Below are 17650 nucleotides of genomic sequence, written 5' to 3'. Positions count from 1 at the left end.
CTCTAAGAACGCCCTATTACCGAGAATTCTCTGCTCACCGGGCAGCCGCCACTAAAACACTGTATCCGGGGTTGGAGACAAACCTCATTTGGCTAGTAGTCCGGCAGTTCGTCACATACACTAGCTAGCCAACGTGCGCAACTTCCGCATAGTTGAGCACATCTACGGGCATTGGGTACTTAAGGCGCCAGGTGAAACTGACCGGATTGCTTCCTTCGTCCGCCACATACGTAGCCGGCCCCAAGAATGTCATCGGAACGGCACCCCCAGCATCATCCGTGGTGTGCGAGCGAATAAAAAGTAGAATTTGACTTCCCTCGCGCACATGGTCCCTGTAGCGTTGAACGCTAGGACTCTCGCTGGACATCTTGTGCTGCGTCTGCCAACGAATCTCGTGTTCATTGAGAGCAGCATCCTTGTACATTGTTTTCGGAGAGAAGCCCCTGCTATCTTTCCTTAGAGTGACAAAGAAGGCGTCTGTCTTGATTTCCTCTCGCCACAAGACTCCTTCATTGAAGGTCAGAGGGTAGTCCCCACTGGATAGATTCGCCCACCCTAGAGCGGCCAAGTACTCAGATCGACTGTACTTCGCATGCACCTGCAGAGGCAGGGCAGACAGGCCATTCACGAGTGGAATGGCAGTATGCTCAGCGCAACCAATTCCATAATCAAGGACCTGACGCATCTCATTGACTACGTCAGGATAACGCCGGAGTGCTTCGAAGCCCTCCTGGTAATCCTTGAACCCTGCCCACTTGCCATCCCAGATCGAGAAGAACAACATGCGCGCATAGGCTTTCCCTTGAGCATCCAGATCTTGGTATCGCGGCGCATCATTCCCCAACATCATCTTGTAATAGTGATAGCGCTGGGCATCATCAACATAACGCAAACCGCGAACCCTGGTCAGGATCTTGTCTTCTCCGTCAGGACCCCTTGTGGGAAGTAACGATGCACGCCGAAGAAGACTAGTCCAAGACCCTTTTCGATACACCTCATCCGCTGTACGGTTGCTCTCATGAAGGTATTTCACAAGGTCTGTTGTTCCGTAATCACGAACTTCATTCGCAAGTACATTAACATTCACCTGCAATTGCGTCCGAATGTTCGAGAGAACTCGCTCCTTGGCCTTCCGCTCCAGGATAACCTGGCAGCCAGATGGGAGCTTCGGAAAATCTTGTTCGACAGCACTCTCCAGAGTTCTGCGTTTGGCGTTAGCCAGAACCCCAAGGGTCTCCTCAAACCGGAATTCTTTTCTATGCAGACCGATAAAATCAAGGACAGTCAAGACGTCCTTGCTCGGCGTCCGGCGGAGACCTCGACCAAGTTGCTGAAGAAACACGGTGGCACTCTCCGTCGGCCTCAACAACAGCAGTGTATCGACATCCGGGATATCAACCCCCTCATTCAATAGGTCAACAGAAAATACAATGTTGACCATCCCGGCCTTAAGATCCTGCAGAACTTGAACGCGCCGAGCATCATCCACGTCGCCATGCAAATACTCGGCACGGATCCCTACGTCATTGAATCGTTCCTTCATGAACTCCGCATGCGCGACAGATACGCAAAAACCAAGCGCCTTCATGAGGTGAGGATCGGTTACGGTGTCACGAACTGCCCTGATCACCGTTCGCGCACGTGCATGGTCCGCCGATAGAAGGTTCTTCAGTTCCGTATGGTCATACCCTCCGCGACGCCAGGAAACCGCGCGAAGATCTGTGTTATCACTAATTCCGAAATAGTGAAATGGACTAAGTAGCTCATTCTCCAGAGCTTCCCAAAGCCTCAGTTCAGCTGTAATTTCACCATTGAAATATAGATCCTGGATCCTGACTCCGTCCCCTCGCTCAGGGGTGGCCGTCAGACCCAACAGTTCTTTGGGGCGAAAGTGGTCGATAACCTTCCGATACGTTTTGGCCGCACTGTGATGAAATTCATCAATTACGATCACGTCATAAGCGTCAGGAGTATACTGATCGAGATGACGATCTTTACTCAGTGTCTGCACGCTCGCGAACACATAATCTGAATTATATGGCCGTTCTTTTCCGTTGAGTTTGTCTCCGAAGTTGGCGTCGCCGAGAACTTCTCGGTAGCAGCGAAGAGACTGATCGAGAATCTCTTCTCTATGAGCGATAAAAAGTAGATTTGGCCGGCGTCGACTACTCTCACACAGTTGGCGATAGTCAAGGGCAGCCATGACAGTCTTTCCCGTTCCCGTGGCTGAAACGAGCAGGTTTCTGTGAATGCCTTTCTCATGTCGTGCCGCATTTAGACGTTCGAGCATGTCCTTTTGGAACGGTAGTGGCCGAACTTCAAGGTTCGAGAGCGTGACAGTTCCCCCACGCTCCGAGGCTCCACCGGCCTCGGCGATCGCTTGCTGAAACCGCTCTGCATCCCGATCTGGATCGTAGGGCTCAAAGGTGCCACTTCCCCAATAACTTTCGAAAGTCACCTCAAATTTTTCAATAATATGAGGAGTGGAGTGAGAAGATAGCCGCACGTTCCACTCTAGGCCATCAACGAGTGCTGGCCGAGACAGATTAGAGCTCCCGACGTACGCGGTGTCATATCCAGTATTACGACGAAACAGCCACGCCTTGGCATGTAGCCTCGTACTCTTTACTTCATACGAAACCTTAACCTGGGCACCGTAATCCCGCACCAATGCATCGAGGGCCCTTTGCTCAGTCGCACCCATGTATGTGGTTGTCAGAACCCGGATCGGAATACCTCGCTCGTGCGCAACCTTAAGCGCATCACGCAAGGTGCGCATTCCCGACCACTTGACGAATGCACACAACAAATCGACTCTATCCGCCGTGACCAATTCCTGGCGGATCTCGTGCCCAATCCCGGGCTCCTCGGGAAGATTAGTCAACAAGGCGGACTCCGTAATCGGAGTCGAAGGTCGAATCTTATATACGCCAGGATCGTCCCCCGGGTGCAGGGCGAGCAATCGAGCTGGGCGCCCATTGTCGTCATGGCCAACCCTGACAACTTCAACTGGGTCTTCCGGTGCGTCCTGGTCGTCGATAGCAGCCAACAAGCGGTTCGCTACCTCAACTTGCCGCTCTTTTGGAACTTCAGTCAGGAGGCTCCGCACACGCTGAAACAAGTGATCAGCGAGGACATGGGACGCCATCACTTCATCGAGAGTCTCGCTTTGGATGCCCCATTCTGTACCGTCGATCCTCGCTAGTTCACTCTGCAACTTCGACGTAATGAGTTGCTCATACAGGCCTTCAACCGGACTTTTGTTCGGATCGAAACCAGTCACAGACATTCCTTTCGACTAGCAATGTCTACCTAATAAATAAGGCGCCCAACACCACGATAGTGACGTACCCATAGCTACGCATACTCTGGCCAGACTGGCTCGGCACTGACGAATCTCTAATTAATCAGGGCCGATTAAAGTCCGACTACCGAGGAGGAGTCTTCCAAACTGGCAAGGGTCAGTGCCTAACAGTCTGGTGGTACCACAGCGCCGCAGCAACACCCCTAGTCAGAGATGTTGCTGGTGAGCGCAAGACCGATGGTCTGCCTCGAGCTCTGCGAAGTGACACGGTAGAGGAGCTTCGTCCGCTTCTGGGAGCACGAGGAGCCGCTGAAGGCCACCTCCGATGTCGCTGGCCTGGCTCGGAGAGGTGTGACGTGCTGGGATGAACGATCCGCGCGTCACCGACGTCCTGGTTCGTCGGGCGGAGCGGCTCCGGGGCTGATGCGGGCCTGCGGGGTCTCATGCCCACAAGGCCCGATCCGGACATGTGGGATGTGGGCCTGTGGGCTCGGGGAGGGTGTGTGCTTAGTAGCCTGCTTGCACACGATCGCATACGTTCCTCCCCCTTGAGAGGCCGCACTATGTCCACGGATGAGGGCGCCCGTGTCGTGCTCGGGCGTTACCGGTTGGACAAGGAGCTGGGCCGCGGCGGCATGGGCATCGTCTGGAAGGCTTGGGACACCCAGCTCCAGCGCGCCGTCGCCGTCAAGGAGATCCTCCTTCCCGCTCATCTGTCCGACGACGAGCGCGCCGAGGCTCGCGCGCGTGTGCTCCGGGAGGCGCAGAGTGCCGCCCGGGTGCCGCATCCTTCCATCGTCACCGTCCACGACGTCTTCGACTTCGAGGACAACCCGTGGGTCGTCATGGAGCTCATCCCGGGGCACTCTCTGGACCAGGAGCTCGAAGAGAACGGCCCCCTTCCGCCCACGCGAGCGTCCGCGTTGGCCGCGGCGCTGCTCGAAGGGCTCCAGTCGGCTCACGAGTCCGGCGTCGTCCACCGCGACATCAAGCCCGGCAACGTGATGGTGTGCAACAGCGGGCGCGTCGTCATCACCGACTTCGGCATCGCCACCATGGAGGGCGGCGCCTCAATCACCGCGACCGGCGCCCTGATCGGCTCGCCCGAGTACATGCCGCCCGAGCGCCTGATGGGCGAGGCCGCCACCCCCGCCGGCGACCTGTGGAGCGCCGGTGTGACCCTCTACCAGGCGGTGGAGGGTACGTCGCCGTTCCGACGGGGCACGGTCACCGCCGCGATCTCGGCGGTGGTCTCCGACCCGCTGCCGCCGATGGCACGGGCCGGGTCGCTGGAGCCCGTCATCTCCGGGCTGATGGAGCGCGATCCGGCGCAGCGCCTGGGCGCCGAGAGTGCGCTGGAACTGCTGCGTTCCGCCCCTGGAGGGTCCGGTAGCGGGGAGCCCGCGTCCGGAGCGGGCGGGACCGGGCCCGGAGTGGCGATGGGGTCTGGAACTCCGTCCGGGGGGATGCCCGCCGATGGAACTCCGAGCGGGGGGATGCCGGCCGCTGGAACGCCGTCCGGGGGGATGCCGGCGCACGGGGGCCCCTCGGGGGCGATCCCCTCTGCCTCCTACTCGACTCCCGGGCCCGGGGCGCCTTCGGGGCCTCAGCAGCCGCCGCAGGGGGCCCAGCCTCAGGGGCCTTCTGGGGGGTGGCCTGCACATGCGGGTGGACCCGGCGGGCCCCAGGGGCCCTCAGGGGGATGGCCCGCGCCCATGGGTGGTCCCGGTGGGCCGCCTCCAGGATCGCAGCAAGGGCCGCCGCCGGGACCGCAGCAGCCTCCGCAGGGGCCGTACGGGTATTCGCCGGGTGGGCCTGCCCCGGGGCAGGCCGCGTTCGCGGCGGCCCCTCCCCCGCCGCAGGCGGCGAAGAAGACCAGCAAGACCCCGCTCATCCTGGGCCTCGGCTGCGTGTGCCTTGTCCTGCTCCTTCTGGGCGGCTGCGGCGCGTTCATCGTCCTCGCGAACAACAGCGGGACATCGGAGCAGCCGTCCGGGGGCTACGAGGCCGGGCCCGGTGACGCCGATGGCGCGGACGGCGACGCACGGGGCGATGCCCCGGACTCGGGTGACGCCGAGGGAGGGGAGGCCGAGGAGGAGGACGGCCCTCCCACGGACTACGAGACCTACTACGGCAGCCGCTTCAGCGTCGACTACCCCTCGGGCTGGACCCTCGACGACAGCGAGATGAGCTCCGACGGCACCGGCTCGGTCACCATGACCGACGGCACCGGCGAGCGGCGCTTCATGATGGTCGCCTGGGACCTGGAGGACGACGCCGGCAGCCTGGAGCGGCTCCAGGCCAACGACGAGTCCTTCAAGGCCTCCGGCGACTACGAGGACTACCGCACCGACGAGATCCGCGAGCTGGAGCCCGACGAGTACCCCTTCCTGTGGGACTCCGAGTACGACGCGGCTATGGTGGTCAACCGCTACACCGGCAATGACTGGGGCGTCCCCGAGCGCTACCTGACCGAGTACACGGTCCAGCACGAGGGCAAGGGCTTCACGCTCTCCCTCAATGTCCCCGAAGAGGACGCCGAGGAGTACGAGCAGGTCATGCAGGACTCGTTCGACAGCTGGTTCTTCTTGGCGATCTGAGGGGCCGGCCCCCGGAGCGGCGAAGAGGAAGAAGACTCAAAGACGAAGAGGCCCCTCCGAGCGGATGCTCGGAGGGGCCTCTCAAGGTCTCGGCCAGGAACCGGGATCAGTACCAGCCGTTGGCCTGGGAGTGCGACCACGCCTCGCACGGCGAGCCGTAGCGGTCCTCGATGTAGCCCAGGCCCCACTTGATCTGGGTGGCGGGGTTGGTCTGCCAGTCAGATCCGGCGCTGGCCATCTTGGAGCCGGGGAGCGCCTGCGGGATGCCGTACGCGCCCGAGCTCGGGTTCTGCGCCGACGGGTTCCAGTTGCTCTCCTTCTCCCAGAGGGGCTCCAGGCAGCCGCTGAACTGGTCCTGGCCCCACCCGAAGTCGCCCATCATGGCCTGGGCGGTGGCCTTGGGGTCTCCGCCGGAGGGCGGGGAGCCGCCCGAGTCGGAGTCGCCGTCGGACCCGTCGTCCTCGGGCTCCTCCTTCTCCTCCTTCTCCTGCTGGGCGGTGCCGGTGGCGCCCGCCCCGGAGGCGGCCTCCTCGATCCGCTTCCTGGTCTCCTCGCGCGCCGCGGCGCGCTGGTCGTCGGAGACCTCCTCGATGTGCCCGAAGAAGTCCCCGTCCTGGGACTGCTCCTCGGGGCTGTCGGGCAGGGCCGCGCTCGCCGCCTGCTCGGGGTCGGCGCCGCTGTCGGCGAACGCGGAGACACCGAAGGCGGCTCCCGCCACCACGGTGGCGCATCCGACCGCGGCGGCCACGCGCAGCGAAATCCGGTTCGTCAGCAAGAATCGCCCTTCCGCCAGTCGCGCGCCGGCGATCGCGCGCGAGCGACTCGTGCCCCGGGATCAGGTACGGATCGGAGAGGGCGGCGTGGAGGGGTTCTTCGCCGTCCGCCCTCGCCTCTGGGGTCCGCGCGGCGGTCCTCTCGGGGGGCACCGGATCTGCCGGTGCGGTGCCGCGCAGGGCTCCGGGGGCTCATTGTCGGGCGGGGGTCCGGACGGACCGCCCGCATCGTCACGGAACAATAACAGCAAATCCCGACATGTCCACCCCCGTTCGCACCGGCACCTCCCGGCGCCGCGGACGGGCGGCCGACCGGTCAGTCGTGCAGGTGGCGGCCGCACTCGGGCCACTGGCTCTGCCAGTTCCCGCCGACCGCGTCGTAGAGCATCTTGGCGCGCATGGTCTGCTCGCTGGCGGGCGCCTCGGCCGGGCTCCCGCTGCCGCCCACGGACTCCCAGGTCGTCATGGAGAACTGGTACAGCCCGTAGTAGCCGCCGGCCGAGTTGACCGCGGTGGGGTCGCCGCCGGACTCGCACTGGGCCAGGGCCGGCCAGTTGAGGGAGTCGGCGTCGGCGCTGGTGTCGCCGCCGGAGGCGGAGCCGGACGCCCCCTCGTCGGAGGACTCCTCCTCTTCCTCGGGCTCCTCCTCCTTCTCCGCCGGGCGGGCGGTGCCCGCCGCCCCGGCGGCCCCCTGGGCCTCCTCGGCGCGCTTCCGGGCCTCCTCGCGGCGCTGGTCGCGCTCGTCCTCGGAGAGGCCGTCGACACCGGCGAAGAAGTCCTCGCCGCCGGCCTGCGGCGGCTGCTCCACGGCGGCACCGGTGACGTCGCCGGCGTCGGCGCCGCCGAAGTACACGGTGGCGGCGAACACGGCGCCCGCGGTCAGGCCCGCGGCGCCGATCCCTGCGGCAAGGCGGGGGGAGATGCGGTTGAGAAGCACGAGTGGGCCTTCCGTCAGAAATGCGCGCGCCCCGAAAAGGAAAGGGTGCGGGGAGGCCGGGCCTCCTCCGTCGGGCGCGCGCCCGGGGGCTCCTGATTACGATCCGTCCCTAACCCTGCCGTATCCCGCGAACCCCGGACACCGGTTCCAGCATGATCTCCGTCACACTACAACGGGTAACGATTGACCCGGGCGCCACCTGGGCAACGTCTCACTGCGTGAGACCCGGCGGTCCCGTGCGGGCCCTGCGCGCCCCGCCGCCCGCCGTCGGCGCACCCCTCATCGGGGCGGGCCGGAGGCGGGCGACGGGCATGTCCGGAACCCCGGGTCAGGCCGCCTGGGGGTCGAGCACGGTCGACCACAGGGCGTCGCCGTTGGCGTCGCGCAGGTGCACCGACAGCTCCTTGCTCCGCGGGTCGACCTCGACCTCGCCGAAGTGCTGGAAGCCGTCCAGCGGCGAGGTGTTCGGCTCCGGCGGCGCGTTCACGAACACCGCCTCGGGCCCGAAGGTCGGGTCGAGCTCGTTGGGCCCGAACCCCCCGGCGTGCAGCGGCCCGGAGACGAACTCCCAGAAGGGGGTGAAGTCCGAGGAGCTCCCCCGGTCGGGCGAGTAGTGGTGGGCGGCGGTGTAGTGCACGTCGGCGGTGAGCCAGACCGTTCCCGTCACCCCCGCGCGGTGCAGGCGGTGCAGCACACGGTCGATCTCGGACTCGCGCCCGGCCGGCGCCCCCGGGCGCCCGTTGGCGACCGCCTCGATGTCCTCGCCGTCGGGCACCACCAGCCCCAGCGGCATGTCCGCGGCGATCACCTTCCACACCGCCGTGGACCGGCACACCTCCCGCACCAGCCAGTCGGCCTGGGCCCGCCCCAGGATCTCCTCGTGCCGGGCGGTCCCCGGCGAGTTCGCATCGCGGTAGACGCGCATGTCGATGACGAACACGTCCACGTCCGGTCCGAGCGAGAGGCGGCGGTAGATCCGCCCGTCCACCGCCTCCCGGCGCATGACGGGCTGCCACTCGTGGAACGCGCGGTGGGCGCGGGCCGCCAGCCGGTCGACGGAGGTCACCGTGTAGCGGTCGTCCTCCAGGACCTCCCCCGGGTACCAGTTGTTGGTGACCTCGTGGTCGTCCCACTGCACGATCTGCGGCACCCGCGCGGCGAACGCCCGCAGGTTGTCGTCGAGCAGGTTGTAGGCGAACTGGCCCCGGAACTCCTCCAGGGTCTCGGCGACCTTGGCCTTGGCCTCGGTGGTGACGTTGCGCCAGACGCGCCCGCCGGGCAGTTCCACCCGCTCGGTCAGGGGCCCGTCGGAGTAGCAGACGTCGCCGCTGTGGATGAAGACGTCCGGGTCGCGGTCGGCCATCGCCGCGAAGATCGGCATGCCCCCGATGTCGGGGTTGATGCCGTAGCCCTGCCCGGCGACGTCGCCGCCCCACAGCAGGCGCATCGGGCGCTCCCCGCCCGGTGTGCGGAACGACCCGGTCACCGGTTCGCTGCCGTACTTGCCGCGCTCGGCCCGCACCCGCACGTGCACCTCGCCGCCGGGCTCCAGCCCGTCGATGCGCACCCGCCCGGTGCCGTCCGTGGCCGGGGTGAGCATCGGCCCGCGCACCAGCTCGGCGTCGGAGAAGTCGGGCCGGCGCGCCACCTCCACCATCATCCGGGCGGGCCGGTCGGAGCGGGCCCAGACCACGGCGCCGTCCGGGCGCGGGTCGCCCAGCTGGATGCCGTGGGTCAGCCGCGGGCGGTTGCGGCCCTGGGCGTAGGCGGGGGCGCCGAGCAGCGCCCCGCCGAAGGCGGTGCCCCCGAGCACCGCGGCGCCGTGGCCGAGCACCGAGCGGCGGGACGGAGCGGGGTCGGGGGATTCGGGGGATCGGGGCATCGGCACTGCTCCTCGGACTCGGGGACGGGCAAGGGCGTTCCTACCGGGCCGCCGCGTCCCGCGCCCGAACGCGCGCGAACGCCGGGGTGAACACGGCCGTGCCCGCCGGAGCGGCGCTCCGGCGGGCACGGGCGGGCGGGATCAGCCCTCCAGCATCTCGGTGACCAGCGCCGCTATCGGGGAGCGCTCGGAGCGGTTCAGTGTGGTGTGCGAGAACAGGGGGTGCCCCTTGAGCTTCTCGATCACCGCGACCACGCCGTCGTAGCGGCCCACCCGCAGGTTGTCGCGCTGGCCGATGTCGTGGGTGAGGACCACCCGGGAGTTCTCCCCCAGCCGGGAGAGCACGGTGAGCAGCACCCCGCGCTCCAGCGACTGCGCCTCGTCGACGATCACGAACGCATCGTGCAGCGAGCGGCCGCGGATGTGGGTGAGCGGCAGCACCTCGAGCATGCCGCGGTCGGCCACCTCGTCGACGACGTCCTGGGTGGTGACCGCCGAGAGGGTGTCGTGCACCGCCTGGCCCCAGGGGGTCATCTTCTCGTTCTCGGTCCCGGGCAGGTAGCCCAGCTCCTGGCCGCCGACCGCGTAGACCGGGCGGAAGACCATGACCTTGCGGTACTGGCCGCGCTCCAGGACCGCCTCCAGGCCCGCGCACAGCGCCAGCGCCGACTTGCCGGTGCCGGCCCGGCCGCCCAGCGAGACGATGCCCACCGAGGGGTCGCTCAGCAGGTCCAGGGCGATGCGCTGCTCGGCGCTGCGCCCGTGCAGGCCGAAGACCTCGCGGTCGCCGCGCACGACCTTGACCGACTTGTCGGGCAGCACCCGGCCCAGCGCCTTGCCGCGCTCGGAGACCAGGACCAGGCCCGTGTGGCAGGGGAGGTCGCGGGCGGCCTCGATGTCGGCGGTCCCGCTCTCGAAGAGCGCGGCGACCTCGTGCCCGGGCACCTCCAGCTCGGCCATGCCCGTCCAGCCGTGCTCGATGGCGAGCTCGGCCCGGTACTCGTCGGCGCTCAGGCCGATCGAGGAGGCCTTGATCCGCATCGGCAGGTCCTTGCTGACCAGCACGGTGGCCCCGGTTCCGGCGGCGCCGGACTCCTCGTCGAGGTTGCGGGCCACGGTGAGGATGCGGGTGTCGTTGTCGCCGAGCCGGAACCCGGCCGGGAGCACCGCCGGGTCGCTGTGGTTGAGCTCCACACGCAGGGTTCCGCCCGCGTCGTTGACCGGGACGTCGGTGTCCAGCCGGCCGTACTCCACGCGCAGGTCGTCCAGGCGGCGCAGGGCCTCGCGGGCGAAGTAGCCGAGTTCGGGGTGGTGCCGCTTGCTCTCCAGTTCGGAGATCACCACGACGGGAAGCACCACTTCGTGCTCGGCGAAACGGGTGATCGCCGCGGGGTCCGCCAGCAGGACGCTGGTGTCGAGCACGTAGGTGCGCCGCTCCCCCGCTGCGCCGGTGGCGACGACAGGGGCGCCGGGACCGAGGCGGGTGGTCGAGGAACTAGCCACTCGTTCTCCCCTTGGGCGCCGCGTGGGCGCCCGTCTCTCACGGGATTCCTGGGACCGGGACCGACCCCCGCACCGGGCCGGGACCGGCCCGCGTCGGTGTGTGCTCCCCGTGGGAACAGGACCTCGGACAGCAGGGGCCTCCCGCAGCGGACGGATGCGCATCGTCCGCTGACTCCGACGGTACCCGGCGCGCTGCAAAGAGCAAGGCCCCCAGGTGGCACGGCATGTGAACACCCGGTGAAGCGGCTTCTCCCCTCGTTCGGTGGCGGGGTGGGGGCGGGGGCCGGCTCAGCCGCCGAACCGTCGGTTCCGCGCGCCGAAGGCGCGGAGCGCGCGCAGGAAGTCCACTCTGCGGAAGGCAGGCCAGAAGACCTCGCAGAAGTAGAACTCCGAGTGCGCGCTCTGCCAGAGCAGGAAGCCGGAGAGGCGCTGCTCTCCCGAGGTCCGGATGAGCAGGTCCGGGTCGGGCTGGCCGCGGGTGTAGAGATGCTCGGCGATGTGGTCCAGATCGAGTCGCTCGGCGAGCTCCTCGATCGTGGTGCCCTTGGCGGCCTCCTCGTGGAGGAGGGACCGCACCGCATCGGCGATCTCACGCCTCCCTCCATACCCGACGGCCACATTCACAATCAGGCCGTGGTTGCCGGATGTGGCCGCTCCCGCCTCTTTGATCACACGGGCGGTCGAATCGGGCAGCAGGTCGAGGGCGCCGAGCGGGTTGACCCGCCACCCCTCGCGCTGCAGGCGCTCCACCGTGTCCTCGATGATCCGCAGCAGCGGTTCGAGCTCCTCGCGCGCGCGGCCCAGGTTGTCGGTGGAGAGCATCCACAGGGTGACCACCTGGACGCCGCGCTCGCTGCACCAGCCCAGCAGCTCGAAGATCTTCTCGGCCCCGGCCTCGTGGCCGCGCGCGACGTCGCCGAGTTTGCTGATCTTGGCCCACCTGCGGTTGCCGTCCAGGATGACGCCGACGTGGCGGGGGGTATCGCGGTCGCCGAGCTTGCGCTCCAGACGCCGCTCGTAGAGCCAGTAGAGGGGATCACGGAACCCCATGGGACGCAACCTTTCACCGCGGACAGACGAGGCGGGCAGAGAGAACGCCCCGCGGCACCGGCGGCGCCTTCGGGCAGGGCCCGGTGCGCGGGGGGATTGCCTCCCAGGGTAGAGCGCTTTACCCGCTCACGTCACAGCGAGCGCCCTGCGCACGTGCTTGCGCCCCTCGTGGATCCGGGACTTGACGGTTCCCAGGGCGATGTCGAGCTCGCCGGCGATCTCGTTGTAGTCCATTTGGCACAGGTCCCGCAGGACCAGCGGCGCCACCAGGTTGGGACGCTCCTTCTCCAGCCGGTCCAGCGCCTCCAGCAGGTCGATGCGCGATCCGGCGATGACGCTGGTGGTGCGCGGGTCCCGCTGGTGGGGGATGCGGTCGGCCTCGGTCGGAAGCTCCCCTGCGCGGCGCTTCATCGACCGGTAGGTCTGCCGGGCGGAGTTGGAGACCACGGTGTACAGCCAGGTGGTGAAGAGCGAGTCGCCCTTGAATCCGGAGATGTTGCGCGCGACCCGCAGCAGCGCGTCCTGGCAGGCCTCCTCGGCGTCCTGGCGGTAGGGCAGGAAGCGCGCGCAGCGGCGCAGGACCTCCGGCTGGATGCGCCGCAGCAGCTCCTCCAGCGCGGCCTCCTCCCCGTCGCGGGCGCGGCGGGCCAGCTCCTCGACGGCGTCGTCGACCTTGGCTGCGCTCCGCCTGGGGGCGGTGCCCTTGTCGGTGTTCCCCACGGCTCTCAGCTCCTTGCTCCGAGGCGGCGCTCCGGGCGGTGCGCCGTCCCCTGCTACTCCGTTACACGCGCACCCCCCGATAAGAGGTTCACATCCGGGTCCGACGCGTAGGTGCCCGGTTCGGATCCCGCCGAAGCGGGCCGGGCGCGCCAGGTTTGCCGGGGTGCCGTCTGGTAAGGCAGTAGCTGTGGCGCAACCGGACACCTTCGGCCGATATCGGGTCGTTCGCAGACTGGGTTCCGGCTCGTTCGCGACCGTGTGGCTGGCCCACGACGACCTGCTCGACACCCCCGTCGCGGTGAAGGTCCTGGCCGAGAACTGGGCGCACCAGTTGGACGTGCACCAGCGCTTCATGGAGGAGGCTCGGATCCTGCGCCAGGCCGATTCGGCCTGGCTGGTGCGGGTGCACGACCTGGACGTGCTGCCCGACGAGCGGCCGTTCATGGTCATGACCTACGCCGACCAGGGCAGCGTGGCCGACCTGGTGGCCCGTGGGCCCCTCCCGCTGGACGAGGCCCTGCGGCTGCTGACCGAGATCGGCCAGGGCGTGACCGCCCTGCACCGGCACGGCACCATCCACCGCGACATCAAGCCCTCCAACGTGCTGCTGCAGTCCTCCCCCGTGGGCCAGCGGGTGCTCGTGGCCGACCTGGGGTTCGCCAAGAGCATCGACGGGGCCTCGGGGTTCACCGCGGCGGCCGGCACCCCCGGCTACATGTCGCCGGAGCAGTCCCGGCCCAGCGGCGACATCGACGTGCGCGCCGACGTGTACTCGCTGGGCGCGGTCGCCTACGAGCTGGTCACCGGGCGGCGGCCGCCGGCACCGCCGGTGCGGGTGCCGCCGCGCCGGGTGCGCCCGGGCACCCCGCGGGCGCTGGACGAGCTGATCATGGCGGCCCTGGCCGAGGACCGGTCGGCGCGCCCGGACGACGCCCAGTCCTTCACCGACCGGGTGCGCGCCATCCGCATGGAGCGGGAGCTGCCCGCCGGGGTGCCGTGGCGGCTGCGGCACGGCGCGGCGCTGCGCCGTACGGCGGGGGCCGCGCTGGTGGCCGCGGCGCTGACCGCGTGCAGCCCGGCGGCGGCCGGCTCCCCCGGCCTGACGTTCGCCCGGGTGAACGACGCCACCGGGTCGGTGAGCGTGGCGGTGCCCGCGGTGTGGGCCGCCGAGCTGCAGCCCAACGGGTGGTCGCCGCGGGAGATGGGGCTGGTCGGCGGGCACGAGCCGGGGCTGCTGGCGGCCACCGACACCGCCGCCTGGCGGGACGCCGGGCAGGCCCCGGTGGGGGTGTTCGCCGGGCTGCTGACGCGCTCGGCGCCGGGGCCGGACCTGGAGGCCATCATCGACGGCGGGCCGTGCGCGGGCGAGCCGCGGCGGCGCGCCTACTCCGACCCCCACTGGGGAGGCGAGGTGTGGGAGTGGGACCGGTGCCCCGACGGCTCCTCGTTCTCGGCCGCGGCGGTCCGCCCGCACGCCGGAGGCCCGGTGCTCTACCTGGAGGTGCGCCAGCCGGGGCCGCGTCCGGACATCGTCGACCGGGTGATCTCCGGGGCCCGTACCCCGACCTGAGGGCGCACCGTTCTCAGGGGGTGTAGCGGGACAGGTCCATGGAGCGGGCGATGCGGTCGTAGGCCTCGGGCGGTGCGCCCGGGTCGACGATCGCGACGTCGAGGGCCACGTCCGCCTCGGGGACCAGCCAGAGCCGGGTCTCGAAGGGGGCCTCGTCCTTGCACTCCAGCCGCCAGGCCGCCTCTTCCACGGTCTCCCCGCTGACCAGCCGGAACGAGGTCCTCTCCCCCTGCTCCACCAGGGAGGGCACGGCCGAGCCCACCTGGCCCACCGACCCCGGGCAGACCACGTTGGGGCGCTTCCAGCCGTCGCCGGCGTCCAGGTCCTTCCGGGTGATCCGGTCGCCCTCGCTCACGTTGAACCGCAGGCGCGCCGCCGACGGCGGGCAGGCCGGCGCCCCGCCGTCCTGCGTCCCGGGCACCCCGTCGGTCAGGTCCTCGGCGGCGGCCGGCGGGGCCAGGCAGCCGTCCGACCCCAGGGCGCGCCACCCCTCGGGCAGGACCAGGTTGATGTCGTTGACCGCGTGCAGTGCGTCGCCCCGGCGCAGCGGGAACCCCTCGTCGGAGGAGGCCGCCGGGCGGGCCGGCCCCGGCCTCAGGTGCACCTGGCCGGTGCACCCGGCCAGCGCCGCCGCTGCCACCACCACGGCCGACAGCGCGGCGGTGCGCGGCGCCCACCGGCTCCGCACCCCCCGTCCGCCCATCGCGCTCCCCTCGCGCCTCCCCGCGGCGGGCCGCCGACCGGCCCCCTATCGACTGTGGATGCCCGATGTCACGGCACGGCCGCCCGCCCGACGCGGCGGATGGCCGGATCCGGTCACGCGCGCGGGCGCGCTCAGGGGGCCAGCCGCTCGCGCAGCGCCTGCGCGTCGCGCACCGGGAGGTCGCAGGTGAACCCGCGGCACACGTAGGCGGCCGGCCCGCCCTCGATCAGCGGGCGCCCGGCCAGCAGCGGCACCGCGGCCCGCGCCGGGTCGTCGGGGGCGTCCCCGGCCCCCGGGGCGACGGCGGTGCCGAACGGGGCGGCCATCAGCGCCTCGCGGTGCAGCCCGCGGGTGTCCTCGCCGCCCTGCGGACCCACCACCGCCACCTCCAGGGGGCCGCTGAGCAGGGTCTCGGTGACCGCCAGCCCCCACCCGGCGAAGCGCGGGGCCTTGTCCGCCAGCGGCACCACCGGGCCCAGCGCGCTCTCGGCGGCGCGCCGGTGCCGCTCGGAGCCGGTGAGGCCGGAATAGGTCAGCAGAGCTCCGGCGGCGGCGAAGCGGCCGGAGGGGACCGCGTTGTCGGTGGGGTCCTGGGGGCGGTTGATGAGCGCCTCGGCGTCGTCCGCGGTGTCGTAGAACGCCCCGGAGGCGTCGGTGAACCGGTCCAGCACGGTGTCGAGCAGCCGCCCGGCCGCCCCGGTCCACTCCGGTTCGCCGGTGACCGCGAACAGCGCGAGGAACCCCTCGGCCGCGTCGGCGTAGTCCTCCAGCACGCCGGCGCTCGGTCCGGCCGCCCCGTCGCGGGAGGTGCGGGCGATGCGGCCGCCGTCCATGTGCACCTCCACCAGCAGCCGGGCGGCCGTGCGGGCCCGCTCCACCAGGTCGGGCCGGTCCAGCAGGGCCCCGGCCTCGGCGAGCGCGGCCACCGCCAGCCCGTTCCAGGCGGCCACCACCTTGTCGTCGCGGGCCGGGGGCACCCGCCGCGCGCGCTCGGCCAGCAGCGCCGTGCGCACCCGTTCGAACCGCTCGGGGTCGTCGGGGTCCTCGGGCAGGCGCAGCACCGAGGTGCCGTGCTCGAAGGTGCCTTCGGGGGTGACGCCGAAGAGCCCCGCGGCCCACGCCCCGTCCTCGGGGCCCAGCACGCGCTCCAGTTCGGCGGGGGTCCACACGTAGTAGCGGCCCTCCTCGCCCTCGCTGTCGGCGTCCAGGGCGGAGGCGAAGCCGCCTTCGGGGGTGAGCAGGCCGGCGACCATCCAGTCGGCGGTGCCCAGGGCGGTGCGCCGGGCCAGGGGGTCGCCGGTCTCGCGCCACAGCCGCAGGTAGGCCCGCAGCAGCAGGGCGTTGTCGTAGAGCATCTTCTCGAAGTGCGGCACGGTCCACGAGGCGTCGACGGAGTAGCGGGCGAACCCGCCGCCGATCTGGTCGTGGATGCCGCCGCGGGCCATGGCCTCGGCGGTGGTGCGGGCCATCAGCAGCGCCCGCTCGTCGCCGGTGCGGCGGTGGTGCGCCAGCAGGAAGGTGAACAGCATGGACGGCGGGAACTTGGGGGCGCCGCCGAACCCGCCGCGGCGGGCGTCGAAGTCGCGGGCCAGGCCCTCCACGGCGGCCGCCGCCTCATCGGCGCCCGGCAGCGCGCCCTCGCCGAGGGTGCGCGGGGCCGCCAGCGCGTCGACCACCCGGCGGCCCTGGTCGAGGACGCCGTCGCGCTCCTCGCGCCAGGCCCGGGACACACCGTCGAGCAGCCGGTTGAAGTGCTCGCGCGGGAAGTAGGTGCCGCAGTAGAACGGCGCCCCGTCGGGGGTGAGGAAGGCGGTCATCGGCCAGCCGCCCTGGCCGGTCATGGCCTGGGTCGCCTCCATGTAGACGGTGTCGACGTCGGGCCGCTCCTCGCGGTCGACCTTGACGTTGACGAAGCCGGCGTTCATCCGTTCGGCCGTGGCAGGGTCCTCGAAGGACTCGTGCGCCATGACGTGGCACCAGTGGCAGGCGGCGTAGCCCACCGACAGCAGCACCGGCACATCGCGCCGACGCGCCTCGGCGAAGGCCTCCTCACCCCAGGGACGCCAGTCCACGGGGTTGTCGGCGTGCTGCAGCAGGTAGGGGCTGGTGGCGTCGGCCAAGCGGTTCATACGGGCATCGTCGCACGGGCCGGAGCACCCGGCCCAGCCGACCGCGGGAGACGACCCTGTCTTCGTGCCGGTGCCCATGGCGGGGATGCGCACCGGACCGTGCGCCCCGACCGGCGGGGCTCCGGGCGCACACTTCCCGGAGCCCCTTCTTCCCGGGCACTCCAGCGGGGACTGGACCATTCCGCCCAGGTGACCGACTGCTCCCTTTGCAGCCGATTCGACCTTCCTCCACGGGCGAACCGCTTGTCAGCACTCCGGGCGAAGCCGTCAACGCCCAGCTCCGGACGGAGGACGTCCGAGAGGCGAAGCCTCACCCCGCCTACGGGCGGCTCGGCCGCACACGACGACGACCGGGGCCGTCCCCGATCGCGGCCGACGGCTTTGCGATCGTCCCGGCGTACCGTCCGGCCCGCGCAGTACGATGAACGCAAGGAACCATCGGCGGCAGGAAGGCCGATCTCCGCGAGGAGCGTTCATGG

Annotated in this window: 11 protein-coding genes; 2 read left to right on the top strand and 9 right to left on the bottom strand. The window is 69.4% G+C overall.

Features of this window, described 5'->3' with window-relative positions; translation table 11 throughout:
• Positions 1–124: 124 nt before the first annotated feature.
• Complete coding sequence (locus C892_RS30385) at positions 125–3283, bottom strand: DEAD/DEAH box helicase (protein ID WP_239647283.1); 3159 nt, start codon at positions 3281–3283, stop codon at positions 125–127.
• Positions 3284–3867: 584 nt separating this feature from the next.
• On the opposite strand from C892_RS30385, the gene C892_RS32560 reads away from it, so the two are divergent.
• A complete protein-coding gene (locus tag C892_RS32560; protein WP_017556555.1) occupies positions 3868–5904 on the top strand; it encodes a serine/threonine-protein kinase in 2037 nt (678 codons plus the stop codon).
• Positions 5905–6010: 106 nt separating this feature from the next.
• Here C892_RS32560 and C892_RS0106470 read toward each other — a convergent pair whose 3' ends face one another.
• The 6 genes from C892_RS0106470 to C892_RS0106445 all read right to left on the bottom strand — a co-directional run bounded on the left by C892_RS0106470 (position 6011) and on the right by C892_RS0106445 (position 12769).
• Entirely contained in the window at positions 6011–6679 is a 669-nt protein-coding gene (locus C892_RS0106470; protein WP_026124176.1) for an aggregation-promoting factor C-terminal-like domain-containing protein, read from the bottom strand.
• A gap of 314 nt (positions 6680–6993) precedes the next feature.
• A complete protein-coding gene (locus tag C892_RS0106465) occupies positions 6994–7614 on the bottom strand; it encodes a transglycosylase family protein (RefSeq protein WP_017556553.1) in 621 nt (206 codons plus the stop codon).
• Between the two features lie 328 nt (positions 7615–7942).
• A complete protein-coding gene (locus C892_RS0106460) occupies positions 7943–9496 on the bottom strand; it encodes an alkaline phosphatase D family protein (RefSeq protein WP_017556552.1) in 1554 nt (517 codons plus the stop codon).
• Between the two features lie 141 nt (positions 9497–9637).
• Complete coding sequence (locus tag C892_RS0106455; RefSeq protein WP_017540226.1) at positions 9638–10918, bottom strand: RNA 5'-3' helicase PhoH2; 1281 nt, start codon at positions 10916–10918, stop codon at positions 9638–9640.
• A gap of 369 nt (positions 10919–11287) precedes the next feature.
• Positions 11288–12049: an isoprenyl transferase gene (locus C892_RS0106450; RefSeq protein WP_017540227.1), complete on the bottom strand. Its 762-nt coding sequence runs from the start codon at positions 12047–12049 to the stop codon at positions 11288–11290.
• Between the two features lie 126 nt (positions 12050–12175).
• Positions 12176–12769 (bottom strand): RNA polymerase sigma factor, encoded by a 594-nt coding sequence (locus C892_RS0106445; RefSeq protein ID WP_017540228.1) that lies wholly within the window; start codon positions 12767–12769, stop codon positions 12176–12178.
• Between the two features lie 187 nt (positions 12770–12956).
• Between C892_RS0106445 and C892_RS0106440 the strand changes: the two genes are divergently transcribed.
• Positions 12957–14339 (top strand): serine/threonine-protein kinase, encoded by a 1383-nt coding sequence (locus C892_RS0106440; protein ID WP_026124175.1) that lies wholly within the window; start codon positions 12957–12959, stop codon positions 14337–14339.
• A 13-nt stretch (positions 14340–14352) separates the two neighbouring features.
• On the opposite strand, the gene C892_RS0106435 is transcribed toward C892_RS0106440, so the two are convergent.
• Positions 14353–15042, bottom strand: a complete 690-nt coding sequence (locus tag C892_RS0106435; protein WP_017556550.1) for a hypothetical protein — start codon at positions 15040–15042, stop codon at positions 14353–14355.
• A 131-nt stretch (positions 15043–15173) separates the two neighbouring features.
• Positions 15174–17171, bottom strand: coding sequence for a thioredoxin domain-containing protein (locus C892_RS0106430; RefSeq protein WP_017556549.1), 1998 nt, complete (start codon positions 17169–17171; stop codon positions 15174–15176).
• Positions 17172–17650 lie beyond the last annotated feature (479 nt).

Origin of the sequence: Nocardiopsis baichengensis YIM 90130, assembly GCF_000341205.1 — a bacterium.
In the GTDB taxonomy this organism is placed as follows: Bacteria; Actinomycetota; Actinomycetes; order Streptosporangiales; family Streptosporangiaceae; genus Nocardiopsis_A; species Nocardiopsis_A halophila.
Note: the sequence above shows the minus strand (reverse complement) of the source record. Positions and strands in the feature narration are given on the sequence as shown.

Bases quoted from the DNA above. Each gene is read 5' to 3' on its own strand.
- C892_RS32560 (WP_017556555.1), top strand. From the start codon at position 3,868: ATGTCCACGGATGAGGGCGCCCGTGTCGTGCTCGGGCGTTACCGGTTG.
- C892_RS0106435 (WP_017556550.1), bottom strand. From the start codon at position 15,042: ATGGGCGGACGGGGGGTGCGGAGCCGGTGGGCGCCGCGCACCGCCGCG.
- C892_RS0106460 (WP_017556552.1), bottom strand. From the start codon at position 9,496: ATGCCCCGATCCCCCGAATCCCCCGACCCCGCTCCGTCCCGCCGCTCG.
- C892_RS0106450 (WP_017540227.1), bottom strand. From the start codon at position 12,049: ATGGGGTTCCGTGATCCCCTCTACTGGCTCTACGAGCGGCGTCTGGAG.
- C892_RS0106430 (WP_017556549.1), bottom strand. From the start codon at position 17,171: ATGAACCGCTTGGCCGACGCCACCAGCCCCTACCTGCTGCAGCACGCC.